The sequence below is a fragment of the Listeria sp. ILCC797 genome (assembly GCF_900186185.1).
GTDB lineage: Bacteria > Bacillota > Bacilli > Lactobacillales > Listeriaceae > Listeria > Listeria goaensis.
In genome coordinates, this window is the sequence record NZ_FYBS01000009.1 from 102089 (window position 1) to 123957 (window position 21869).

Below are 21869 nucleotides of genomic sequence, written 5' to 3' on the forward strand. Positions count from 1 at the left end.
TAATGATTCAACAAGAAAGTCGTATGAAAGTGGCTGATAACTCTGGCGCGCGTGAAGTGCTAACTATTAAAGTGCTAGGTGGATCAGGACGCAAAACTGCTAACATTGGCGATGTTGTCGTGTGTACCGTTAAACAAGCAACACCAGGCGGCGTTGTCAAAAAAGGTGAAGTTGTTAAAGCAGTAATCGTTCGTACTAAGAGTGGAGCACGTCGTCAAGATGGTTCTTACATCAAATTTGATGAAAATGCATGTGTCATTATCCGTGATGATAAAAGTCCTCGTGGAACACGTATTTTTGGACCTGTTGCTCGCGAACTTCGTGAAAACAACTTTATGAAGATCGTTTCTTTAGCTCCAGAAGTTCTTTAAAAAACAAGTTTCAAACCAAGGAGGTGCTAAGACTTATGCATGTCAAAAAAGGTGATAAAGTACAAGTTATTACTGGTAAAGATAAAGGCAAATCCGGCAAAATCCTTGCTGCATTTCCGAAAAAAGATCGTGTAATTGTTGAAGGAATTAACATGGTGAAAAAACATACGAAACCTTCCAACATCAATCCACAAGGTGGAATCTTGAATGTTGAGGCACCAATTCACGTATCAAACGTAATGCTTATCGACCCTAAAACTGGTGAACCTACTCGTGTAGGCTATGAAGTAAAAGGCGATAAAAAAGTACGTGTAGCTAAAAAATCCGGTGAAGTAATCGATAAATAAGTATTTGAGGAAGGAGGCAACATTACATGAATCGCCTTAAAGATCGCTATCTTAAGGAAATTGTTCCTGCTATGATGAGCAAGTTTAACTATTCTTCCGTTATGGAAGTACCAAAAATTGAAAAAATCGTAATCAACACTGGTGTTGGTGACGCAGTAGCAAACGCTAAAGTTTTAGACAGTGCTGTTGAAGAATTAGCTTTAATCACTGGTCAAAAACCTGTAATCACAAAAGCAAAAAACTCTATCGCTGGTTTCCGTCTTCGTGAAGGAATGCCAATCGGTGCTAAAGTAACGCTTCGTGGTGAGCGTATGTATGATTTCTTAGACAAATTAATTACTGTTTCACTTCCACGTGTACGTGACTTCCGTGGTGTTTCGAAAAAAGCTTTCGACGGCCGTGGGAACTATACGCTGGGTGTGAGAGAACAATTAATTTTCCCTGAAATTGATTATGATCAAGTATCTAAAGTTCGAGGTATGGATGTAGTTATTGTTACAACTGCCAAAACTGATGAAGAATCCCGTGAGTTATTAACTCTAGCTGGAATGCCGTTTCAAAAATAATCAATAATTAAAAGTAGGGAGGCGAAAACGTGGCTAAAAAGTCAATGATCGCTAAGCAAAAACGCGAACCAAAATTCGCAGTTCAAGCGTATACTCGTTGCGAACGTTGTGGACGTCCACATTCCGTTATTCGCAAATTCAAATTATGCCGTATTTGTTTCCGTGAACTTGCCTATAAAGGTCAAATTCCCGGCGTAAAAAAAGCAAGCTGGTAAGTTAAAGTTTAAGGAAGGAGGGTAATTACACATGGTGATGACAGATCCAATTGCAGATTTTCTAACTCGTATCCGTAATGCGAACATGGTAAAGCATGATAAATTAGAATTACCTGCGTCTAAAATCAAGAAAGAAATCGCTGAAATCCTGAAACGTGAAGGTTTTGTACGCGATGTTGAGTATATCGAAGACGACAAACAAGGCACTATCCGTGTTTTCTTAAAATATAGTCCGTCTGGCGAACGTGTAATCACTGGTTTGAAACGTATCAGTAAACCAGGTCTGCGTGTATACGCTAAATCAAATGAGGTGCCTAAAGTACTTAACGGTCTTGGTATCGCAATCGTATCAACTTCGCAAGGTGTTTTAACTGACAAAGAAGCTCGCGCTAAACAAGTCGGTGGAGAAGTTCTAGCATACGTTTGGTAAGAAATATATAACACAAGGAGGTGCGATAAATGTCCCGTATCGGTAAAAAGCCTATTACAATTCCTGCTGGTGTAACTGTTACACTTGACGGAGCTAAGGCTACAGTTAAAGGTCCTAAAGGTGAACTCGTTAAAGAGTTTAACCCAGACATTAAAATTGATATTGAAGGAAGCGAAATTAACATTTCCCGTCCAACTGATAATAAAACTCATCGTGCTCTTCATGGTACGACTCGTGCAATCTTAAATAACATGGTTGTCGGAGTATCTGAAGGCTACGAAAAAACTTTAGAATTAATCGGTGTCGGTTACCGTGCACAAAAACAAGGTTCTAAACTTGTTCTTAACGTAGGTTACTCTCATCCAGTAGAATTCGAAGCGCCAAAAGGTGTAGAAATTGATGTTCCTGCTAATACGAAAATTATCGTTAAAGGCTTCAATAAAGAACACGTTGGTGAACTAGCTGCGAATATTCGCGCTGTACGTCCGCCTGAGCCATACAAAGGCAAAGGTATTCGTTACGAAGGCGAATATGTACGCCGTAAAGAAGGTAAAACTGGTAAATAATGCCGCATAGGCTATTAGAGAAGAGGTGAGTCGTGTGATTACCAAAATCGACAAAAATAAAGTTCGTAAAAAGAGACATGCTCGTGTTCGTTCTAAAATTACTGGAACTGAAAGTCGTCCACGTTTAAACGTTTTTCGTTCTAATAAAAATATTTACGCTCAATTAATTGATGATGTAAATGGCGTGACACTTGTAAGTGCATCGAATTTAGATAAAGATTTCGCATCAAGCGAATCAAAAGTTGACGCTGCTAGCAAAGTTGGCGAATTAGTCGCAAAACGTGCTTCTGAAAAAGGAATTTCTGCTGTTGTATTTGACCGCGGAGGTTACTTATATCATGGTCGCGTAAAAGCTCTTGCTGAAGCTGCTCGTGAAAACGGATTACAATTCTAATAAGAAGGAGGGAAACCTTGCATGGCTGAAATTATTGATGGAAACAAATTAGATTTAGAAGAACGCGTTGTTACAATCAACCGTGTTGCTAAAGTAGTTAAAGGTGGTCGTCGTTTCCGCTTCACAGCACTTGTTGTTGTTGGTGATAAAAACGGTCACGTGGGCTTCGGTACTGGTAAAGCACAAGAAGTTCCAGACGCTATTCGTAAAGCTGTTGAAGATGCGAAGAAAAACATGGTATTCGTACCAACTGTTGACACAACAATTCCGCATACAGTTGTAGGTCACTTCGGTGGGGGAGAAATCCTTCTTAAACCTGCGAGCGCCGGTTCTGGTGTAACTGCTGGTGGTCCTGTTCGTGCCGTACTTGAGCTTGCTGGTGTTGCAGATGTATCTTCCAAATCACTTGGATCAAATACACCTATCAACATGGTGCGCGCTACAATCGACGGTATCAAACAACTTAAAAAAGCTGAAGAAGTTGCAAAACTTCGTGGCAAAACTGTAGAAGAATTGCTAGGATAAGGAGGGAATTATCATTATGGCTAAATTAGAAATCACTCTAAAACGTAGCTTAATCGGTCGTCCCGAACCACAACGTAAAACTGTTCAAGCATTAGGTCTTGGTAAAACAAATTCCGTTGTCGTTAAAGAAGATAATCCTGCAATTCGTGGGATGGTTAACAAAGTTAGTCATCTTCTGGACGTTAAAGAAGTTTAAGCGAAATTTTCAAATGTAATAAACTAGAATTAGGAGGAGGTGCTTGACATGAAACTACACGAACTTAAGCCTGCTGAAGGTTCTCGCAAAGAGCGTAATCGTGTTGGTCGTGGTACAGGCTCTGGTAACGGTAAAACTTCCGGTCGTGGACATAAAGGGCAAAAAGCTCGTTCCGGCGGCGGTGTACGTTTAGGTTTTGAAGGTGGACAACTTCCATTATTCCGCCGTATACCAAAACGTGGATTTACGAACATCAACCGTAAAGAATTCGCAGTTGTGAATTTAGATGTTTTAAATCGCTTTGAAGAAGGTACAGAAGTAACACCTGAATTATTAATTGAAACTGGTATTGTGCGTAATGCAAAATCTGGTATTAAAATCCTTTCAAATGGATCTATTGAGAAAAAACTTACAGTGAAAGCAAATAAATTTTCCACAGCTGCTAAGGAAGCAATCGAAGCCGCTGGCGGGAAAACTGAGGTGATCTAATGTTTTCAACGTTAGTCAACTTCTTTAGAGTAGCTGATATCCGTAAAAAAATTCTTTTCACAATTGCGATGTTAATTATTTTCCGTATTGGAACATTCGTGCCCGTGCCTGGGGTGAATGCTGCTGCATTGCAACAAACGATGGAAGGCGGGATTTTTGGCTTTCTAAACACATTTAATGGTGGAGCATTAAAAAACTTCTCCGTTTTAGCAATGGGTGTTATGCCGTACATCACGGCGTCCATCATTGTTCAACTATTACAAATGGATGTTGTTCCTAAACTTACGGAATGGGCGAAGCAAGGGGAAATGGGTCGTAAAAAACTCAACCAACTTACTCGTTATTTAACAATCATTTTAGGTTTAGTAGAAGCGTTTGGTATGGCATATGGCTTTAACAGACTTTCAGGATCTACTTTGATTTTTAATGCGTCAATTCCACAGTACATTCTAATTGCGATTGTACTAATGACAGGTACAATGTTCCTTATGTGGTTAGGGGAACAAATTACAGTTAAAGGTGTTGGTAATGGGGTTTCCATTATTATCTTTGCTGGTATCGTTGCACGTATTCCTGATGGTGTTCGTCAAGTTTACGTACAACAAATCGAAGGAGCTGGAGATCAGCTTTTCCTACACATTTTAGTTCTTGCTGGAATCGCACTAGCTGCACTTCTAATCGTAGTAGTAGTTATTTACTTCCAACAAGCTTTACGTAAAATCCCGATTCAATATTCAAAACGTGTTGCAGGTAACAAGCAAGCTGGTGCTCAGGCAACTCATTTGCCACTTAAACTTAACTCTGCTGGGGTTATTCCGGTAATCTTCGCGAGTGCGTTTATTATCACACCACAAACCATTCTTACTTTCTTTGATAGTAGTAATGAAGTTGTTGCTGTGCTCAAAAATGTGTTTGATTATACGAAACCTATCGGCATGATTTTATATGTAGCACTAATTATCGCATTCACTTATTTCTATGCTTTCATTCAAGTTAACCCTGAAAAAGTGGCTGACAATTTGAAGAAGCAAGGTGGATATATCCCTAGTAAACGCCCAGGTAGAGAAACACAAGCATATCTTACTTCGGTACTTTACCGTCTAACATTTGTTGGTGCACTTTTCCTAGCGGCAGTTGCTGTAATTCCAACTATCGGTACGACCGCTTTTGGTCTTCCTCAAACGCTCGCTATCGGTGGTACAAGTCTTCTAATCGTAATCGGTGTAGCACTAGATACAACGAAACAACTCGAAGGTCAACTTGTGAAACGGAATTATCGTGGGTTCATCAAATAACACGCAGGCACTTGCTTAGGATTACCTAGCAGGGCCCCTGCGCGTAGCCGAGGAGCGAAACAGTTGAAATTAGTATTAATGGGACTACCAGGAGCTGGAAAAGGTACTCAAGCTGAGAAAATTGTTGAAAAATATAATATCCCTCATATATCTACAGGGGATATGTTCCGCGCAGCGATGAAAAATGAAACAGATTTAGGACTAAAAGCTAAGTCTTACATGGATAAAGGTGATTTAGTTCCCGATGAAGTGACAAATGGTATTGTTCGTGAACGTTTAGCTCAAGATGATGCAAGAAACGGGTTTCTATTAGATGGCTTTCCACGCACAGTGGCACAAGCTGAAGAGCTGGAAAACATATTGAAAGATTTAGGAACAGAACTTGATGCTGTCATTAACATTAATGTTGATAAAGAAATTTTGATGAAACGCCTAACGGGCCGCTGGATTTGTAAAACTTGTGGTCGCACGTATCATGAAATTTATAATCCACCCAAAGTTGCAGGTAAATGTGACGTGGATGGAACAGAACTTTATCAACGTGAAGATGACAAAAAAGAAACTGTTGAAAATCGTTTGAATGTCAATATGAAACAAACAGAACCTCTTCTTAATTTCTATAAAGAAACAGGTAAGCTTCACAACGTAAACGGTGAACAAGATATCAATGATGTTTTTGCGGATGTGGACAAGATTCTTGCTGCTTTCTAAGTGCGGAAAGTGCTTGCCCTGCTAACAAATTAATACGTGCAAATTCAATTGGATTGTAGTATAATGGATAATTGGCAGTGGAATAAAAGCATCATAGCAAATCATGATGAACGAGAGAACCATTTGAAGATCATCCGAAAGATTATATCGAGCTTTAACTTTGAGTAATGTTTGCTCAAAATCTCGGCATTACGGATTCACTCTGTGGGTTGTCTAAAAACACCGAAAACGTTGCAAATATGCGACGAGTTTTGGCTTGTTTACCGTTTTTTCATGTAATCAAGTTTTACACTGATAAAATTTAGTAACCAAGTGGTCTAGTAACCGAGAAGGAGGTAGCGAACATATGGCTAAAGAAGATGTAATCGAAGTGGAAGGCGTTGTTCAAGAAACTTTACCAAATGCGATGTTCAATGTAGAACTCGAAAATGGTCATAAAGTGCTTGCCACTGTTTCTGGTAAAATTCGTATGCACTACATCCGTATTTTACCTGGGGACAAAGTGACAGTTGAGCTTTCCCCGTATGATTTAACTCGTGGAAGAATCACTTATCGTTTTAAATAATTTGCACTCCGAAATTGAATTTATATACCGGTCTGGTTCGCCAGCTTAGTACGTATCGGTTTATAGAGACACTTTCTCTAATAAACAAGGAGGTATATGGAATATGAAAGTAAGACCATCCGTTAAACCTATGTGCGAAAAATGTAAAGTTATTCGTCGTAAAGGTAAAGTAATGGTGATTTGTGAAAACCCTAAACATAAGCAAAAACAAGGATAATATAAGGAGGTGCTTGACTAAATGGCACGTATTGCAGGTGTGGACGTTCCACGTGAAAAACGTATTGTTATTTCCCTGACTTACATTTACGGTATTGGTAAACAAACTGCTATTCAAGTTTTGAAAGAAGCAGGCGTTTCTGAAGATACTCGTACTCGTGATTTAACAGAAGAAGAATTAGGTAAAATCCGTGAAATCGTTGACCGTATTAAAGTAGAAGGTGATCTTCGTCGTGAAGTGAACTTGAACATTAAACGTCTGATTGAAATCGGTTCTTACCGTGGTATGCGTCACCGTCGTGGACTTCCCGTTCGTGGACAAAATACTAAAAATAATGCTCGTACTCGTAAAGGTCCTTCTAAGACTGTTGCAGGTAAGAAGAAATAATAAGTTAGTAAAGGAGGTAGTAAGTGAATGGCACGTAAAACAAATACTCGTAAACGTCGTGTGAAAAAGAATATCGAAAGCGGTATTGCACATATTCGTTCTACATTTAATAATACGATTGTAATGATTACTGACACGCATGGAAATGCTTTAGCTTGGTCTAGCGCTGGTGCTTTAGGATTTAAAGGTTCTCGTAAATCTACTCCTTTTGCAGCTCAAATGGCAGCTGAAAGTGCAGCTAAATCAGCTCAAGAACATGGTTTGAAAACTTTAGAAGTAACTGTTAAAGGTCCAGGTGCTGGTCGTGAAGCAGCTATTCGTGCTCTTCAAGCAGCAGGTCTTGAAGTTACTGCAATTAAAGATGTAACTCCAGTTCCCCACAATGGTTGTCGTCCTCCAAAACGTCGTCGTGTATAAGTAGTCGTATTTCTTATGCCACTCTATACTTCGATTGTTAAACTTGTAAAGAGGTTCGACTAGATTTAGGAAATAAGACGTTTTGAAGGAGGGTAAATTTGAATGATCGAAATTGAAAAGCCAAAAATCGAGACGATTGAGATCAGCGATGATGCCAAGTATGGAAAGTTTGTTGTAGAACCACTTGAGCGTGGATATGGTACAACTTTGGGTAACTCCTTACGTCGTATTCTATTATCTTCACTACCAGGTGCTGCAGTCACTTCAATTCAAATTGATGGTGCATTGCATGAGTTTTCTGTTATTGAAGGTGTAGTTGAAGATGTGACAACAATGATTTTAAATATCAAGAAACTTGCACTTAAAGTTTACTCTGATGAAGAAAAAACATTGGAAATTGATATGCAAGGACCAGGTGTTGTAACTGCTGGAGATATTAATTATGACAGTGATGTTGAAATTTTAAATCCAGATTTGCATATTGCTACATTAAGTGATAATGCGAAATTCCATGTGCGCTTGAATGCCACTCGTGGTCGTGGTTATACGCCAGCTGACCAAAACAAACGTGAAAGTATGCCTATTGGTGTTCTTCCAATAGACTCTATTTTCTCTCCAGTAATTCGTGTGAATTATCAAGTTGAAAATACACGTGTAGGTCAATCGACAAATTATGATAAGCTAACTTTTGATGTTTTAACTGATGGAAGCATTAGCCCAGAAGAAGCTGTATCTCTTGGTGCAAAAATCCTTTCTGAGCATTTGAGCATCTTTGTTAACTTAACAGACGAAGCCCAAAAAGCGGAAATTATGATTGAAAAAGAAGAAAGCCATAAAGAGAAAGTGCTTGAAATGACAATTGAAGAATTAGATCTTTCTGTTCGTTCTTATAACTGTCTAAAACGCGCTGGAATCAATACTGTACAAGAATTAGCTGACAAATCAGAAGATGATATGATGAAAGTTCGTAACTTGGGTCGTAAATCTCTTGAGGAAGTTAAAGTTAAGCTTGCTGACCTTGGCTTAGGTCTAAGAAACGAAAACTGATAGAAAAGTAAGGAGGGAATTCCATGGGTTACAGAAAATTAGGCCGTACGAGCTCACAACGTAAAGCGTTACTACGTGATCTTGCAACGGATTTAATCGTACATGAACGTATCGAAACAACTGAAGCTCGCGCTAAAGAGATTCGTAAAGTTGTTGAAAAACTTATTACTTCCGGTAAAAAAGGTGACTTGCACGCTCGTCGTCAAGCTGCTGCTTTTGTTCGCCATGAAGTTGCTGACGTTAAACAAGTTGACGTAACAAACAAAAAAGGCGAAACTGTGAAGAAAAACCAAGCGGTATACGCGCTTCAAAAACTATTTGATGATGTAGCACCTCGTTATGCTGATCGTCAAGGTGGTTACACTCGTATTTACAAAAAAGGACCTCGTCGTGGTGACGGTGCTCCAATGGTAATTATCGAGTTAGTTTAATAGAAAATGTATGAAAGCAAGTAGAGTGTCATGATAAGCAGGGAAACCTGACTTGTCTAGCTCTGTGCGCCTTCTTCTGTTTAAAACGGGGAGGGCGCAGGCTTTTTTTATTTCTGTCCAGACTCAAAGTCATTTACTTTGAGTTTTTTTGTGTTCAAAAACTAAATTGTTTCCAAGAAAAGCATGATTTTAAAACAAGCTTTGCGTGTTATGGCGCTTTATACTATAATAAATAAGGTGTAGCCTGTATGAAAGAGGTGCGAATAATGGCGGAAGATTTTGTGAAGATAGATCACGTTTTTTATAAATATGATGATGAGTCGAGCTATGCAGTGCATGATGTGACCTTTTCTGTCGAAAAAGGTGAATGGATGGCGCTAGTAGGTCATAATGGTTCAGGGAAATCGACTCTTGCTAGACTTTTGAACGGCTTGCTTTTCCCAGAAAAAGGGTTAATTAAAATCGGGCACTATGTTTTGTCAGAAAAGACGATTTGGGATATCCGTAGACAAGTCGGTATGGTTTTCCAAAATCCTGATAATCAATTTGTGGGCGCGACTGTGCAGGATGACGTCGCGTTCGGATTAGAGAACCACGGCGTGCCTCATGACGATATGGTGGAGCGTGTGAGCGAGGCGCTACGTGAAGTTGGCATGCAAGAATACAAGGAGCACGAACCGGCTCGTTTGTCTGGTGGTCAGAAGCAACGGGTAGCCATTGCTGGTGTGTTGGCGCTCAAACCGGATGTCATTATTTTGGATGAAGCGACGTCCATGTTAGACCCGCGTGGGAGAGCTGAAGTGATGGAGACTATTCGCAGGCTTAGGGAAAAGGAAGATATTACGGTTATTTCGATTACGCATGACTTAGATGAGGTGCTTTATGCTGACCGGGTCATCGTGATGAATGAAGGAGAACGTTTCAGAGAAGGCACTCCAAAAGAAATTTTTAAAAATGCGGAAGAAATGAAACAAATTGGTTTAGGTGTACCCTTTATTGTTGAACTGGAAGGACAGCTAGAACAGCAAGGTGTACCAATTGGCGAGCCAGTTTTATCGGAAGGAGAGCTGTTAAATTTATTATGGGAATCAAACTCGAGCAAGTAGGATACTGTTACCAAAAAAATAGCCCTTTTGAGAAACGTGCGCTCACTGATGTGAATGTGACATTTGAAACTGGCAGTTATACGGCCGTCATTGGCCACACTGGGTCGGGGAAATCGACGCTCGTACAACATTTGAATGCCTTGCTTTTACCTACTGAGGGGAAAATAACGCTGTTTGATCGTGAAATGATTGCCGGTGTGAAGCAAAAAAAATTACGCGATATCCGGCGCCGTGTGGGCATCGTGTTTCAGTTTCCAGAAGCCCAATTGTTTGAAGAAACGGTGTTAAAAGACATTATGTTTGGGCCGCTTAATTTTGGGGCGACAAAAGAAGAGGCGGAAAAACGTGCGCGCGAAGTCATTCAAGATGTAGGTTTAACAGACGCGATTTTGGAACGATCTCCATTTGAACTTTCGGGCGGTCAAAAACGGCGTGTCGCCATTGCTGGTGTGCTGGCGATGGAACCGGAAGTCCTCGTGCTAGATGAGCCGACTGCTGGTCTTGATCCGCATGGGCGGCAGGAAATTATGGAAATGTTTTATGAACTGCATCAAAATAAAAAATTGACGACCATCTTGGTTACACATAGCATGGAAGATGCGGCGCGTTACGCTGAAAAGATTGTGCTTATGAAAGACGGCACGGTGAATCAGGTCGGGGATCCCCGTACGATTTTTACGGAGTCGGAAAAGCTTCTCAATTTAGGGCTTTTAGTACCAGAAGTGGTTCGGTTTCAGCGGAATTTTGAGCGCAAATTTAATGTAACGCTATCCAAAACATGTTTAAATATGGAGGAATTGTTGCAGGAGATTGTGCCGTTTTTAGCTAAGGATGCGTCGCCGTTATGATGGATAAAATGATTTTAGGGCGGTACATTCCGAGCGATTCGTGGTTACATAAAATCGATCCGCGCGCTAAGATTACGGCTGTCATGGCATTTATTGTCATTGTTTTTTTGGCGAATAATTGGCTGACCTACGCGGTCTTGTTTGTATATGTTTTAGCATTAGTTTTGACCTCGAAAATTCCTTTTCTCTTCTTTCTAAAAGGCTTGCAACCAATCATGTGGCTGATTCTTTTAACATTATTACTTCAAGTTTTTTTCACACAAGGGGGAGAAACGTTATTTGCGCTTGGACCAATTAAAGTGACAACACTAGGGCTTATGAACGGGGTTAAAATGTTTTGTCGCTTCGTGCTAATTGTGTTCATGACAACGCTTCTCACGCTTACCACAAGTCCGATTGAACTTACAGATGGTCTTGAGAAAATTTTGGCGCCGTTCCGAATTGTGCGCCTTCCGGTTCATGAATTGGCTCTTATGCTTAGCATTTCGCTGCGCTTCATTCCAACTTTGATGGACGAAACGGAGAAGATTATGAAGGCTCAAAAAGCGCGTGGCGTTGAGTTTACAAGTGGTAAAATTAGCGACCGCATTCGAGCAATTGTTCCGCTGCTTATCCCGCTATTTATCAGCGCGTTTAAACGTGCTGAAGATTTGGCGATTGCGATGGAAGCGCGCGGCTACCGCGGTGGACACGGGCGAACGAGATTCCGCTTGCTGAAATGGCGTTTTGCAGATACAGGTTTACTCATTTCGCTTATCATTTTGACGGGTATTTTAGTATTACTTAGAAATTAGGAGGCGTTTTTGTGACGCGATATAAAGCGGTTATTGCCTATGATGGCAGTGACTTTTCTGGCTATCAAGTGCAGCCGAATGGACGCACAGTGCAAGAAGAAATTGAAAAAGCGCTGAAAAAAATGCATAAAGGTAACTTTGGGCGGATTGTTGCGTCAGGCCGAACGGATACAGGTGTTCACGCAACAGGACAGGTCATTCATTTTGATTCGCCGCTTCAAATCGAGCCGGAAAAGTTCCGGATTGCCTTGCAAACAGGAACACCGCGCGACATTAGCTTTCTATCCGTAGAAAAGGTTTCGGATGATTTCCACGCGCGCTTCGACGTAACTGGCAAGGAATATCGCTACGTTATCGATCGTTCCAAAATCTTTAATCCGTTTAAAAGGGATTTTGCGCTACATTTCCCGTATGCACTAGACCTTGAAAAAATGGGCTCAGTCGCAAAGCTCCTAATTGGAGAACACGACTTCACGAGCTTTTGTTCGGCGAGGGCGGAACAAGAAAGCAAAGTGCGGACGATTTACCATATCGAAATTGTCGAAGTCGATGAAACGACACTCATGATTTCGTATCAGGGAAGCGGCTTTTTATATAATATGGTGCGGATTTTAACCGGCGTTCTATTAGATGCTGGGCAGGGGAAGCTTAGTGAAGCAGATATTCTGCGTGCTTTTAATGCCAAAAGTCGTGAAGCTTTAAGAAGTAAAACAGCGCCTCCAGAAGGCTTATATTTGCATGCTGTTTTTTATGATTGATTGTTATATTCAAATAAAACATGATATACTTATAAAAGATATGACAAATTATAAAGGATGTATGGCATGAATGATACAAAGTACGAATTGATTGCAAGTGATATAAGGCGAAAAATCCAAGAAGGTGCCTATGAAGTAAACGAACAACTTCCTTTTGAGAAGGATTTATGTAAAGCATACAATGCGAGTAGAATTACGATTAGAAAAGCAATGGACATGCTCGTAAATGAAGGCCTCATCTATAAACGTAGAGGGTCAGGAAGCTATGTGAAAGGCGCTGAAATGAGCGCGCAGCTCCAAGCGACGACTTTAGAAAATTTTTCAGGGAAAGACATTACAACAGAGGTAATTGATTTCACGGTAATAAAATCACCCGATGATATTGCAGAAAAGCTTAAAATCTCCTCGTTTGATTTTGTTTATGATATACGAAGGTTGCATAAAAAGAATAATTCTCCTTTTGCGATTGAACAAAGTTACATGCCGATTCAGCTCATTCAAGGAATACGTTTGGACGTACTGACAACATCCATTTATAATTTTGTTAAAGATGAAATTGGTCTTGTTCCAAAAAGCGTGCATCGTCAGCTAAATGCCTGTCATCCTTCGGAAAATGATGAGAAGTTGCTTGAGGTTGACTGGAATTTTCCGCTGCTTGAGATGGAACAAATTGTGTATTTAGACAACGGAAAGCCTTGTGAATACTCTGTTTCTAAAATTAAAACGGGAGAATACAAATTTCAAACCGTGAATATTATTTAAAGAAAGCCAGATAGGTTTTCTTTTTTTGCCTCATAATATGTTATAACTTATATAAATAAGTATTGACTTATATAGAAAAAACGTTATACTAATAATTAAGAAAACGTTTTCTAAACTAACATACAAGGGGTCTTTAACAATGAAAATAGCACTGTTTTGTAGTGGTGGCATGTCCACAAGTTTAGTAGGGTCGAAAATGCAGAAAGCTTATGATGCGCAAGGTGTTAAAAATGTGACTGTAGAGGCGTATGATTTTGCGATGATTGATGAAATTGGTCATGAAGTAGATGTCATCATCATTGCGCCACAAATTGCTTGGGCGTTTGAACAAGTCAAAGCTGCACATCCAGATAAAAAAGTTGTCGATTTAACAATGGCAGAGTTTGGGGCGATGGACGGAGTTTCCATTATTAAACGGCTTGAAAACGAAGGAGTGAATCCTGAATGACTAGCGGGAAATTTTCGAAATTTCAAACAGCTTTCACTCGAATTGTTGGAAAAATCGCAGCGAATAAGTTGCTTTTAACACTACGTGATACATTCATTTTAGTAGCTGCAGTAACCATGATCGCTGGTTTTGCGATAATGATTAGTTCCGTATTTCTTGATCCAAACGGGCTGATTTTTGGACAGCAAGGTTTACATTTAGGGAAGTTAATTAGCGGTTCATGGGATGCATGGGCAAGTTCAAACTTCGCTGAAACGCTAGTCTACATACAATCGCTTATCAATTTATTTTCTCAAGGGGCATTATCTGTATTCTCCTTGCTCATTGTAGTCGTGTTCTCCTATACTTTCTCTAAGAAATTTTTCCCGAAAAATAAAGAACACATGACATCGGTTTTATATGCGATGGCCGCATTTTTCATCTGCTTACCGTGGAACTATGATTATGTAGTAGGAAATAAACATGTAGAAATCACGGGAATGCTGAATTCCAATTTTTTAGGAACACAAGGTGTTTTTTCAGCACTATTAATTAGTGGCTTAGCCGTTTGGATTTATAACATAGTACTCGAAAGAAATATAGTTATTAAAATGCCAGATTCTGTACCACCAGCAGTTGCGAGAAGCTTTGAATCGCTTATCCCGGGAATCATTACACTAGCCGTTTTTGTTGCAGGAACAGGGCTTAGCGTGGGATTGGCAGGTGTTTCACTTCCAGAATTATTGCTGCAAATCTTGCAAAAACCAGCCATGGCCATCTCAGGCACAGCTATCTTTGCGCTTGTCGTCCAAATCACTTGGCCGCTCTTGCAATGGTTTGGGATTCACCCGACATCGATTTGGGGCCCGGTATTTGGTGTAACTTGGAACGTGGCTGATACAGAAAACATGATGGGAACCGCGAAACATTTATATTCAACCATGTTCATGAACTTTTCAACGATTGCAGCCGGAACGTTTGCGCTTGCTCCGGTTATTGCATTACTTATCTTCTCTAAAGTAAACTCAGATAAAAAGGTGGCTAAAATTGCGTTAATGCCCGCTGTCTTTAATATTAGTGAGCCAATCACATTTGGTTTGCCAATTGTTCTAAACCCAATCATGTTTGTGCCGTTTGTTATCGTGCAACCCATTTGTTTTTATCTTGCCGTATTCTTTACGGAAATTGGTTTTATCGATGTTATCACAAATAATGTTCCGTGGACGGTGCCGCCGCTCATTTCAGGGCTTCTTTTCACCGGGACGATAAACGGTGCCATTGTACAGCTTGTCAATTTGGTTGTTGCGACATTTATTTATCTGCCGTTTATTAAAATCGCCAATCAAATGAATCAAAAGCGTTTAGGGGATGTTTAAATGGATGAAAAAAGACTAGAAGAAGCTATGCAACTAATTTTCATCGCTGGCAATGCTAAAACGCAAGCCATGAAAGCAATTTTAAAAGCAGAAGAAGGCGACGCAGTAGAAGCAGAAGCTATGCTGCAACAAGCGAAAAAGGAATTGCACGGCGCGCATGCGATTCAAACGAATTGGCTTACAAGCGAAATGAATGATACGGAAGTTGAAAAAAGCATTTTGCTTATCCATTCGCAAGATCATTTTATGGCAGCGACAACGACAATTGATATGGCAGAACGATTTTGCGTGCTTTACAAAAAATTGGAGGTAAATTGAATGAGTTTCCAACTTGCTAAAGTTTTTAAAAACCGAATGATCTTACAACGTGACGAGCCACTGCGGTTTTTCGGGAAAGCTAAGCCAGGCGTAGTTGTGACAGTTCAAATTGGAGAGGAAGTTTGGTCGAGTGAGGCAGACCAAACCTCCTCTTTTGAAATTGTGACGAAAGCGTTCAAAACGGGCATATCGCCCGACATTTCCATCTCAGCTTTAGACAAAAAAGTGGTTTTGAGAAATTGTCTATTTGGTGATGTTTTCTTAGTTTCTGGTCAGTCTAACATCGAATATCGGTTGAAACAAGATGCTGAGTACGAAAAAGAGCAGCCGTGCTTCCGAAATTTGGGAAATCTGCGCTTTTACAACCTTTTAGCCCCCGATGATGAAAAAGCAGAGCCGTTTTGCTGGGAAGACGTGAACGGAAACATTTCTGCGGTAGCTTATTATTTTGCCAAACAGCTGCGCCTAAAAAATCCCGCTGTCCCAATTGGAATTGTCGGCTGCTTTAAAGGTGGAACCTCGATTTCAAGCTGGCTCCCGGAAGCCATGTTGCGAGGCAATTCGCTATTTAGCGAACGGTTTATTCAGCCATTTGAACGTGAAATTTCCGGCAAGAGCCCGCATGATTTTGAGCGCTTACTGGAAAACTACCAAGAAGCCGTCACCATTTATACGGCGAAACGAGAAAAATACATCGCGGACCATCCCGAATTGACACTCCAAGAAGTGAAACAAATTGTGGGGCACACGCCTTGGCCGCCACCCGCAACACCAGATAGCTACCGTGCGCCCGGTATGCTCTACACCAAAATGTTCTCGGAAGCGCATAAAATGAATTTTTCCGCTGTTCTATGGTATCAAGGCGAAGAAGACGCACAAAACGCAGACCTTTACGACTTTTTGCTAGAAAAATTGGTCCAAGAATGGCGTATCCATCTTGGAAATAAGCCGTTTTTTATTGTCCAACTGCCAAAATACCAGGACGCCCCAAAAGACTCTTGGGCGCTACTGCGCGAAAAACAAGAAAGCGTCACGCGGAAGCTCGCGAATTTGTACTTAGTGGTCACAATTGATTGCGGCGAATCGTACAACATTCACCCCATTTCAAAACGAGCCATCGGTGAGCGAATCTCCTTTTTATACGAGAAAAAAGAAAGCAGTCCCATGTTCGAACGTGTAGAGAAAATATCGGAGAACCACATCAAAATCACGATCAAACACGCAAAAGAACTAACGCTTATGGGTGAAAATTGCGTTTCTGCCTCTTTCCACTTAAAAGGAAATTGTCTGTTTGTGGACGTTTCCCCTGAAACGAAAAAAGTAACTTACGCGTACGAAAACCACCCTGAAGGTTATTTGGTAAATGAAGCAGGCGTTCCCGTGTCCCCATTTAAAGTATCGTTGCTATTGTAATTTTTTCTGGAATTTTCATTGACTTTTACCCTTAAAAATTGTATTATGGACTATGGTATTGTTTACCCCACAATATGCCCCGGAAGGTTGTTGTGTTGAATAAAACAATAGTAAGAAATTTTTATGATGTTTCGGAACAAGGAACGGTTCCGGGCGCAATTTTTAATTTATTAGGAGGGTAACTCATGCGTACAACTTATATGGCGAAACCAGGCGAAGTAGAACGTAAATGGTACGTGATCGACGCTGAAGGTGTTTCTCTAGGTCGTTTATCTAGCGAAGTAGCATCAATTCTTCGTGGTAAAACTAAACCACAATTTACTCCACATGTTGATACTGGAGATTTTGTAATCGTAATTAACGCTGGTAAGGTTGGTCTTACTGGTAAAAAAGCAACTGACAAAATTTATTACCGTCACTCTCAATATCCAGGCGGTTTAAAATCTCGTACTGCAGGCGAAATGCGTACGAACAATCCTGAGAAATTAATCGAGCTATCTGTAAAAGGTATGCTTCCAAAGAATTCTCTTGGACGTCAACAATTTAAAAAATTACACGTATACGGTGGAAGCGAGCATGAACATGCAGCGCAACAACCAGAAGTATACGAATTACGCGGTTAATTATTAAAGGAGGGAAATTATCGTGGCAGAAGTACAATATTACGGAACTGGTCGTCGTAAAAGCTCTGTAGCTCGTGTACGTTTAGTACCTGGCGACGGCAAAGTTGTTATCAATAATCGTGATTGGGAAGATTACATCCCATTCGCTGCACTACGTGAAGTAATCAAACAACCTTTAGTAGCAACTGAAACTTTAGGTAACTACGATGTATTAGTAAACGTTCACGGTGGTGGATACACTGGTCAAGCTGGTGCAATCCGTCACGGCGTTGCACGTGCACTATTACAAGTGGCTCCTGAGTACCGTCCTGCGCTTAAATCTGCTGGACTACTTACTCGTGACCCACGTATGAAAGAACGTAAAAAATACGGACTTAAAGGCGCTCGTCGCGCACCTCAGTTCTCAAAACGTTAATCTTATGCGTTGTAAACCCGCTTCCTATTTTTGGAAAGCGGGTTTTTTGTTGCTTATTTTACTTTGTGTGCTCATCTATTTAGTCAACTTTAAACTCCAAGTTTCTCCTTAAGCGCCTCTGTCAACGTCTGAGAAAAATTAATATTTTCTTCTTCGGCCATATCTGAAAGCCATTCTGGAATTGTTAAATTCTTCCTGATTTTCTTTGAATAATATTTTCTGCGATAAGCTGCTAAATCTAGTCCGATTAAGGCAACATCTTTGTCAGGGAATGATGTGCTCACTTCTTTAATTGTGCTAGCTTTTGGGAATGTATCGTAATCTTCCAAGCTGAAGCCAAGAATTTCCTCTGCCATTTCAAATGCTTCTTCTAAAGTTTCCCCTTGTGTTGTTGCTGTTGGAATGTCAGGGAAATCAACAAGAATATACTTTCCGTCTTGCTCTAAAGTGATTGGGTAAACGACGTTCACGGTCATTACTATACGCCTCCTTGTTCATATTCATGTAATTTCCTGTAAGTATAATTTAGAGCACTCTTGCAAGCAGTCATTTTAGTCCTGCTTGCTTAAGAATGCTTTGTTCTAAGCCTTTTCCTAAGTCTTTATTGTGAATGGGAATGATAACCGTTCGATTAGACTCAGGATGGTACATCTTCAAATGACTGCCTCTTTGGGTTACGATTTCGAACCCTTTCTTACCTAGAAGCCTAACCATCTGCTTAGCTGTCATCGGCATCTTGAAGACCCCATCTCTATGATATTTAATGCTTAATTCGATTATACGCATTATATGCGCATTGGTCAAGTGCTGATTTTTAGTATAAATATGGTAAACTCATTTATTTCTTGCGCAAACCTGACTAGCGACGTTTACATGTCAAGGCTTTAGGTGGCTTCAGTGGGAAATGCAGAATTAATTTTGTGTTTTCCCTTGCTCTCAAAATGTATATATGCTAATATACACATATAAAGAAAAGGGAAGTGATCCAATGTCCAACCACAATCATTCACACGACCACGGTCATAGCCATAATCACGCGCACAACGCCAACAAAAAAACACTCTTCATCTGTTTTCTTCTCATCGCGACTTTCATGATTGTTGAGGTTGTCGGTGGAATTTTAACCAACAGTTTGGCACTCTTATCAGACGCTGGGCACATGCTTAGTGATGCTGCAGCGCTAGGGCTTAGTTTACTTGCATTTAAATTCGGTGAGAAACAGGCGAACGCGCGTAAGACTTATGGCTATAAACGTTTTGAAATACTAGCCGCTTTTTTGAACGGACTGACCCTGATTGTCATTTCGCTTTATATATTTTACGAAGCGTATCATCGCTTTTTTGCTCCACCAGAAGTTGTTGGGGCAGGCATGATGACCATTTCCGTCATCGGCTTACTTATAAACGTTTTAGTTGCCTTTATTTTGATGAAAGGCGGAGATACAAGTGAAAATTTAAATATGCGTAGTGCATTTCTGCACGTCCTTGGAGACTTGCTTGGCTCTGTGGGCGCGATAATTGCGGCGCTGTTAATCATTTTCTTCGGCTGGAATATCGCCGATCCAATTGCGAGTGTCATCGTCGCAGTCCTGATTTTAGTTAGTGGCATTCGTGTTTTCCGTGACTCCGTCGATGTTTTAATGGAAGGAAAACCTGCGAACGTGGATTTTGAACAAATTCATGATTTTTTACAAAAGCAAGAAGGTGTTGTTTCTGTGCACGACTTGCATGTGTGGTCGATTACTTCGGATTTCCCGTCGCTTACCGTGCATTTGCAGGTGGCTGAAGGGATTGACAGGGATCTTCTTTTGGAAAAAATTCAGGCTGAGCTTACGGCGGAATTTCAAATTTCGCATTGCACGATCCAAATGGAGCGACATCACGGACATGAGCATTGCAATTAAATAAAAAAACAGCGGCCAAATTTGACCGCTGTTTTTTATGCCTTACCGACTTCCGAATAAGGTTGTGCATGAAGCATCCAAGTGATGCCGTATTTATCGGTGAATTGCCCCATTTTACCGCCCCAAAATTGTTCTTCGTAAGGCATGGAAATTTCAACTTGACCGGATTTTGCAAGCTTGTCGAAAAACTCATTAGATTCTTTTAAAGCTTGCTCGTCTTCCCAGTTCACATCGAGCATAATGGAGATTTGACGTGTAGGCTCAATATCATTGCCAAACGAATCAGAACAGTAAAGTTCGGCGCCTAAAATACGAAACTCTGCATGCATTGTAGCATCATCAATTTTATCAAGCGGAACATTGAATTCCTCAGCTTGATTTGGCTCAACTTTCACGCGTCTAATGTTTGTTGCCCCGAAAAATTCTTCGTAGTACTCTAAAGCTTCTTTTGCATTTTCAAACGACAAATATGGATAAATTTGTGCCATTTTATCACTCCTTTCCTATAGTTTACTCGCTGCGCATCATTTATTCAAAGGAAAATCTACTTTTTAGTTAAAAAATTTCAAGTAAAAGTTTGCCTATGATATAATAATGTAATCGTATACATTTTATGGAGGGGAAAGCATGTTAAATGAACAGCAAGTTGGTAAATTGTTAGAACGATTGGTAGACCCAGTTTTGGAGGCAACAATCGAAGAAACGAATGGCATCATCGAAACCGAGATTATAAAGCCGGACGGAATCCGAATCCGACTAGCGCTTGCGGATCCAGAAATTGAAACCGCTGCTTTTACCCAAAATATAAAAGAGCTTTTAGGGCAATTTGGCTTTGGCGATATCGATTTAGAGTTGGACTATCTACCGGCTGCAACGATTGAGAGAATCTTGGAAGCGCGCGACAATATTTTAGCCGAAGGAAGTAAAACGAAATTTATTGCGATAGCCAGCGGGAAAGGTGGCGTCGGCAAATCTACAGTCGCCGCTAATTTAGCTGCCGCGCTTGCTAGACAAGGTAAAAAAGTTGGTGTGCTAGATGCGGATATCTACGGCTTTAGCCTTCCCGTCTTATTTGGTGAAATGTCAGCGCCGCGCAAAGAAGGCAATTTCATCATTCCTGTCCAAACACACGGTGTAAATATGATTTCAATGGACTTTTTTGTAGAAAAGGGCGAGCCGGTTATTTGGCGAGGTCCAATGCTTGGGAAAATGGTAAAAATGTTTCTCGAAGAAGTAAAGTGGGGAGAACTCGACTTTTTGCTTATCGACTTGCCGCCAGGAACCGGCGACGTAGCGCTTGACATTCACACACTTCTCCCATCTTGCTATGAACTTATTATCACGACGCCGCATTTCGCGGCTGCCCAAGTTGCGTCTCGTGCAGGCTACATGGCCGAGAAAAACGGCCACCACATTTTAGGTGTTATTGAAAACATGACCGCCCTAAAAATTGATGACAAATCTATCCAGTTGTTTGGACAAGGTGGTGGAGAAAAAGTAGCGCGCGACCTAAAAGCACCGTTACTTGCGCAATTAGAGATGGCCCAGCCGCAAAAAAACGCATCCGGCTATATTGATGGCATATATGATACAAGCGACAATTTATACAATGAATACGATTCTCTAGCAAAAAAAGTACTCCACACAACCAATGAAATCCCTCATTAATAATGGGTAGTTTAGTTATTTATGCATCGATATATACAGTGACGAAACTTTTTTTGAAATAAAACATAAAAAGTTTTGAAAAACTATTGACGAATGCATAAAAAGTTGGTATATTTATAAACGTTGCTGATGCGTTAAGCGCGCACAGGACAAAAGAAAGAATGACCTTTGAAAACTGAACAAAACGAAGATGAAAAAGCGATGAAACAGATGTTTCACCAATCAATTCATAGGACAGGAAACAAAAAGATGTTTCCAAAAAAAGTAAGAAACAAGCTAGCAAAGTCAA

Annotated in this window: 34 protein-coding genes; 31 read left to right on the top strand and 3 right to left on the bottom strand. The window is 40.5% G+C overall.

Features of this window, described 5'->3' with window-relative positions; all coding sequences use genetic code 11:
• Positions 1-2: 2 nt before the first annotated feature.
• From rplN to rpsI, 29 genes are all read left to right on the top strand, one after another.
• The gene (gene rplN, locus BN1609_RS10320; protein ID WP_003723686.1) at positions 3-371 is read left to right on the top strand and encodes a 50S ribosomal protein L14; all 369 of its coding nucleotides are present in this window, start codon (positions 3-5) and stop codon (positions 369-371) included.
• Positions 372-406: 35 nt separating this feature from the next.
• Positions 407-718 (top strand): 50S ribosomal protein L24, encoded by a 312-nt coding sequence (gene rplX, locus BN1609_RS10325; protein ID WP_007474807.1) that lies wholly within the window; start codon positions 407-409, stop codon positions 716-718.
• 26 nt (positions 719-744) lie between these two features.
• On the top strand, positions 745-1284 hold the full coding sequence (gene rplE / locus BN1609_RS10330; protein WP_007542993.1) for a 50S ribosomal protein L5: 540 nt from the start codon (positions 745-747) through the stop codon (positions 1282-1284).
• Positions 1285-1313: 29 nt separating this feature from the next.
• On the top strand, positions 1314-1499 hold the full coding sequence (locus tag BN1609_RS10335; RefSeq protein WP_007474803.1) for a type Z 30S ribosomal protein S14: 186 nt from the start codon (positions 1314-1316) through the stop codon (positions 1497-1499).
• Positions 1500-1530: 31 nt separating this feature from the next.
• Positions 1531-1929 (top strand): 30S ribosomal protein S8, encoded by a 399-nt coding sequence (rpsH, locus tag BN1609_RS10340; protein WP_007474801.1) that lies wholly within the window; start codon positions 1531-1533, stop codon positions 1927-1929.
• Between the two features lie 29 nt (positions 1930-1958).
• The gene (gene rplF / locus BN1609_RS10345) at positions 1959-2495 is read left to right on the top strand and encodes a 50S ribosomal protein L6 (protein ID WP_088810710.1); all 537 of its coding nucleotides are present in this window, start codon (positions 1959-1961) and stop codon (positions 2493-2495) included.
• A gap of 34 nt (positions 2496-2529) precedes the next feature.
• Entirely contained in the window at positions 2530-2889 is a 360-nt protein-coding gene (gene rplR, locus BN1609_RS10350) for a 50S ribosomal protein L18 (RefSeq protein WP_088810711.1), read from the top strand.
• A 21-nt stretch (positions 2890-2910) separates the two neighbouring features.
• Entirely contained in the window at positions 2911-3414 is a 504-nt protein-coding gene (gene rpsE, locus BN1609_RS10355) for a 30S ribosomal protein S5 (protein WP_007474795.1), read from the top strand.
• Positions 3415-3430: 16 nt separating this feature from the next.
• Positions 3431-3610 (top strand): 50S ribosomal protein L30, encoded by a 180-nt coding sequence (gene rpmD, locus BN1609_RS10360; RefSeq protein WP_088810712.1) that lies wholly within the window; start codon positions 3431-3433, stop codon positions 3608-3610.
• 48 nt (positions 3611-3658) lie between these two features.
• On the top strand, positions 3659-4099 hold the full coding sequence (gene rplO, locus BN1609_RS10365; protein WP_088810713.1) for a 50S ribosomal protein L15: 441 nt from the start codon (positions 3659-3661) through the stop codon (positions 4097-4099).
• Positions 4099-5394, top strand: coding sequence for a preprotein translocase subunit SecY (gene secY / locus BN1609_RS10370; RefSeq protein WP_088810714.1), 1296 nt, complete (start codon positions 4099-4101; stop codon positions 5392-5394). The genes rplO and secY overlap by 1 nt, the downstream gene beginning before the upstream one ends.
• 63 nt (positions 5395-5457) lie before the next feature.
• Positions 5458-6105, top strand: a complete 648-nt coding sequence (locus BN1609_RS10375) for an adenylate kinase (RefSeq protein WP_088810715.1) — start codon at positions 5458-5460, stop codon at positions 6103-6105.
• Positions 6106-6451: 346 nt separating this feature from the next.
• A complete protein-coding gene (infA, locus tag BN1609_RS10380) occupies positions 6452-6670 on the top strand; it encodes a translation initiation factor IF-1 (protein ID WP_003720929.1) in 219 nt (72 codons plus the stop codon).
• Positions 6671-6773: 103 nt separating this feature from the next.
• Entirely contained in the window at positions 6774-6887 is a 114-nt protein-coding gene (gene rpmJ, locus BN1609_RS10385) for a 50S ribosomal protein L36 (RefSeq protein WP_003720928.1), read from the top strand.
• Positions 6888-6908: 21 nt separating this feature from the next.
• Positions 6909-7274: a 30S ribosomal protein S13 gene (gene rpsM, locus BN1609_RS10390; protein WP_007474664.1), complete on the top strand. Its 366-nt coding sequence runs from the start codon at positions 6909-6911 to the stop codon at positions 7272-7274.
• A gap of 27 nt (positions 7275-7301) precedes the next feature.
• Positions 7302-7691, top strand: a complete 390-nt coding sequence (gene rpsK, locus BN1609_RS10395; protein WP_007474662.1) for a 30S ribosomal protein S11 — start codon at positions 7302-7304, stop codon at positions 7689-7691.
• A gap of 102 nt (positions 7692-7793) precedes the next feature.
• Positions 7794-8738, top strand: a complete 945-nt coding sequence (locus BN1609_RS10400) for a DNA-directed RNA polymerase subunit alpha (protein WP_007474660.1) — start codon at positions 7794-7796, stop codon at positions 8736-8738.
• A gap of 23 nt (positions 8739-8761) precedes the next feature.
• Entirely contained in the window at positions 8762-9169 is a 408-nt protein-coding gene (rplQ, locus tag BN1609_RS10405; protein ID WP_088810716.1) for a 50S ribosomal protein L17, read from the top strand.
• Positions 9170-9435: 266 nt separating this feature from the next.
• Positions 9436-10275, top strand: coding sequence for an energy-coupling factor ABC transporter ATP-binding protein (locus BN1609_RS10410; protein WP_088840831.1), 840 nt, complete (start codon positions 9436-9438; stop codon positions 10273-10275).
• Entirely contained in the window at positions 10251-11123 is an 873-nt protein-coding gene (locus BN1609_RS10415) for an energy-coupling factor ABC transporter ATP-binding protein (RefSeq protein WP_088816190.1), read from the top strand. Before BN1609_RS10410 ends, BN1609_RS10415 begins: the two co-directional genes overlap by 25 nt.
• Entirely contained in the window at positions 11120-11917 is a 798-nt protein-coding gene (locus tag BN1609_RS10420) for an energy-coupling factor transporter transmembrane protein EcfT (protein ID WP_088810719.1), read from the top strand. The genes BN1609_RS10415 and BN1609_RS10420 overlap by 4 nt, the downstream gene beginning before the upstream one ends.
• 11 nt (positions 11918-11928) lie before the next feature.
• Positions 11929-12675 carry a tRNA pseudouridine(38-40) synthase TruA gene (truA, locus tag BN1609_RS10425; RefSeq protein ID WP_088810720.1) on the top strand — a complete coding sequence of 249 codons (747 nt, stop codon included), beginning with the start codon at positions 11929-11931 and terminating at the stop codon, positions 12673-12675.
• A 66-nt stretch (positions 12676-12741) separates the two neighbouring features.
• On the top strand, positions 12742-13437 hold the full coding sequence (locus BN1609_RS10430; protein ID WP_159457899.1) for a GntR family transcriptional regulator: 696 nt from the start codon (positions 12742-12744) through the stop codon (positions 13435-13437).
• 139 nt (positions 13438-13576) lie between these two features.
• The gene (locus BN1609_RS10435) at positions 13577-13885 is read left to right on the top strand and encodes a PTS sugar transporter subunit IIB (RefSeq protein WP_088810722.1); all 309 of its coding nucleotides are present in this window, start codon (positions 13577-13579) and stop codon (positions 13883-13885) included.
• Positions 13882-15240: a PTS sugar transporter subunit IIC gene (locus tag BN1609_RS10440; RefSeq protein ID WP_088810723.1), complete on the top strand. Its 1359-nt coding sequence runs from the start codon at positions 13882-13884 to the stop codon at positions 15238-15240. Before BN1609_RS10435 ends, BN1609_RS10440 begins: the two co-directional genes overlap by 4 nt.
• Positions 15241-15558: a PTS lactose/cellobiose transporter subunit IIA gene (locus BN1609_RS10445; protein ID WP_088810724.1), complete on the top strand. Its 318-nt coding sequence runs from the start codon at positions 15241-15243 to the stop codon at positions 15556-15558.
• Complete coding sequence (locus tag BN1609_RS10450) at positions 15559-16971, top strand: sialate O-acetylesterase (protein ID WP_088840832.1); 1413 nt, start codon at positions 15559-15561, stop codon at positions 16969-16971.
• Positions 16972-17156: 185 nt separating this feature from the next.
• Positions 17157-17594 carry a 50S ribosomal protein L13 gene (gene rplM, locus BN1609_RS10455; RefSeq protein ID WP_088810726.1) on the top strand — a complete coding sequence of 146 codons (438 nt, stop codon included), beginning with the start codon at positions 17157-17159 and terminating at the stop codon, positions 17592-17594.
• A gap of 22 nt (positions 17595-17616) precedes the next feature.
• Complete coding sequence (gene rpsI, locus BN1609_RS10460; protein ID WP_007474648.1) at positions 17617-18009, top strand: 30S ribosomal protein S9; 393 nt, start codon at positions 17617-17619, stop codon at positions 18007-18009.
• A gap of 89 nt (positions 18010-18098) precedes the next feature.
• Here the strand turns inward: rpsI and BN1609_RS10465 are convergent, their stop codons facing one another.
• Both BN1609_RS10465 and BN1609_RS10470 read right to left on the bottom strand, forming a co-directional pair.
• The gene (locus BN1609_RS10465; protein ID WP_088810727.1) at positions 18099-18485 is read right to left on the bottom strand and encodes a type II toxin-antitoxin system HicB family antitoxin; all 387 of its coding nucleotides are present in this window, start codon (positions 18483-18485) and stop codon (positions 18099-18101) included.
• Positions 18486-18555: 70 nt separating this feature from the next.
• Positions 18556-18744 (bottom strand): type II toxin-antitoxin system HicA family toxin, encoded by a 189-nt coding sequence (locus BN1609_RS10470; RefSeq protein WP_088816193.1) that lies wholly within the window; start codon positions 18742-18744, stop codon positions 18556-18558.
• A gap of 253 nt (positions 18745-18997) precedes the next feature.
• Between BN1609_RS10470 and BN1609_RS10475 the strand changes: the two genes are divergently transcribed.
• A complete protein-coding gene (locus BN1609_RS10475; RefSeq protein ID WP_088816194.1) occupies positions 18998-19912 on the top strand; it encodes a cation diffusion facilitator family transporter in 915 nt (304 codons plus the stop codon).
• 35 nt (positions 19913-19947) lie between these two features.
• Here the strand turns inward: BN1609_RS10475 and BN1609_RS10480 are convergent, their stop codons facing one another.
• Positions 19948-20400 (bottom strand): VOC family protein, encoded by a 453-nt coding sequence (locus tag BN1609_RS10480; protein ID WP_088810732.1) that lies wholly within the window; start codon positions 20398-20400, stop codon positions 19948-19950.
• A 139-nt stretch (positions 20401-20539) separates the two neighbouring features.
• On the opposite strand from BN1609_RS10480, the gene BN1609_RS10485 reads away from it, so the two are divergent.
• Entirely contained in the window at positions 20540-21580 is a 1041-nt protein-coding gene (locus BN1609_RS10485; RefSeq protein WP_088810733.1) for a P-loop NTPase, read from the top strand.
• Positions 21581-21869 lie beyond the last annotated feature (289 nt).

Coding starts and splice junctions, on each gene's coding strand:
- rplN (WP_003723686.1), top strand. CDS start 3: ATGATTCAACAAGAAAGTCGTATGAAAGTGGCTGATAACTCTGGCGCG.
- rplX (WP_007474807.1), top strand. CDS start 407: ATGCATGTCAAAAAAGGTGATAAAGTACAAGTTATTACTGGTAAAGAT.
- rplE (WP_007542993.1), top strand. CDS start 745: ATGAATCGCCTTAAAGATCGCTATCTTAAGGAAATTGTTCCTGCTATG.
- rpsH (WP_007474801.1), top strand. CDS start 1,531: ATGGTGATGACAGATCCAATTGCAGATTTTCTAACTCGTATCCGTAAT.
- rplF (WP_088810710.1), top strand. CDS start 1,959: ATGTCCCGTATCGGTAAAAAGCCTATTACAATTCCTGCTGGTGTAACT.
- rpsE (WP_007474795.1), top strand. CDS start 2,911: ATGGCTGAAATTATTGATGGAAACAAATTAGATTTAGAAGAACGCGTT.
- rpmD (WP_088810712.1), top strand. CDS start 3,431: ATGGCTAAATTAGAAATCACTCTAAAACGTAGCTTAATCGGTCGTCCC.
- rplO (WP_088810713.1), top strand. CDS start 3,659: ATGAAACTACACGAACTTAAGCCTGCTGAAGGTTCTCGCAAAGAGCGT.
- secY (WP_088810714.1), top strand. CDS start 4,099: ATGTTTTCAACGTTAGTCAACTTCTTTAGAGTAGCTGATATCCGTAAA.
- infA (WP_003720929.1), top strand. CDS start 6,452: ATGGCTAAAGAAGATGTAATCGAAGTGGAAGGCGTTGTTCAAGAAACT.
- rpmJ (WP_003720928.1), top strand. CDS start 6,774: ATGAAAGTAAGACCATCCGTTAAACCTATGTGCGAAAAATGTAAAGTT.
- rpsM (WP_007474664.1), top strand. CDS start 6,909: ATGGCACGTATTGCAGGTGTGGACGTTCCACGTGAAAAACGTATTGTT.
- rpsK (WP_007474662.1), top strand. CDS start 7,302: ATGGCACGTAAAACAAATACTCGTAAACGTCGTGTGAAAAAGAATATC.
- BN1609_RS10400 (WP_007474660.1), top strand. CDS start 7,794: ATGATCGAAATTGAAAAGCCAAAAATCGAGACGATTGAGATCAGCGAT.
- rplQ (WP_088810716.1), top strand. CDS start 8,762: ATGGGTTACAGAAAATTAGGCCGTACGAGCTCACAACGTAAAGCGTTA.
- BN1609_RS10410 (WP_088840831.1), top strand. CDS start 9,436: ATGGCGGAAGATTTTGTGAAGATAGATCACGTTTTTTATAAATATGAT.
- BN1609_RS10415 (WP_088816190.1), top strand. CDS start 10,251: ATGGGAATCAAACTCGAGCAAGTAGGATACTGTTACCAAAAAAATAGC.
- BN1609_RS10420 (WP_088810719.1), top strand. CDS start 11,120: ATGATGGATAAAATGATTTTAGGGCGGTACATTCCGAGCGATTCGTGG.
- BN1609_RS10430 (WP_159457899.1), top strand. CDS start 12,742: ATGAATGATACAAAGTACGAATTGATTGCAAGTGATATAAGGCGAAAA.
- BN1609_RS10435 (WP_088810722.1), top strand. CDS start 13,577: ATGAAAATAGCACTGTTTTGTAGTGGTGGCATGTCCACAAGTTTAGTA.
- BN1609_RS10440 (WP_088810723.1), top strand. CDS start 13,882: ATGACTAGCGGGAAATTTTCGAAATTTCAAACAGCTTTCACTCGAATT.
- BN1609_RS10445 (WP_088810724.1), top strand. CDS start 15,241: ATGGATGAAAAAAGACTAGAAGAAGCTATGCAACTAATTTTCATCGCT.
- BN1609_RS10450 (WP_088840832.1), top strand. CDS start 15,559: ATGAGTTTCCAACTTGCTAAAGTTTTTAAAAACCGAATGATCTTACAA.
- rplM (WP_088810726.1), top strand. CDS start 17,157: ATGCGTACAACTTATATGGCGAAACCAGGCGAAGTAGAACGTAAATGG.
- BN1609_RS10465 (WP_088810727.1), bottom strand. CDS start 18,485: ATGACCGTGAACGTCGTTTACCCAATCACTTTAGAGCAAGACGGAAAG.
- BN1609_RS10470 (WP_088816193.1), bottom strand. CDS start 18,744: ATGCCGATGACAGCTAAGCAGATGGTTAGGCTTCTAGGTAAGAAAGGG.
- BN1609_RS10475 (WP_088816194.1), top strand. CDS start 18,998: ATGTCCAACCACAATCATTCACACGACCACGGTCATAGCCATAATCAC.
- BN1609_RS10480 (WP_088810732.1), bottom strand. CDS start 20,400: ATGGCACAAATTTATCCATATTTGTCGTTTGAAAATGCAAAAGAAGCT.
- BN1609_RS10485 (WP_088810733.1), top strand. CDS start 20,540: ATGTTAAATGAACAGCAAGTTGGTAAATTGTTAGAACGATTGGTAGAC.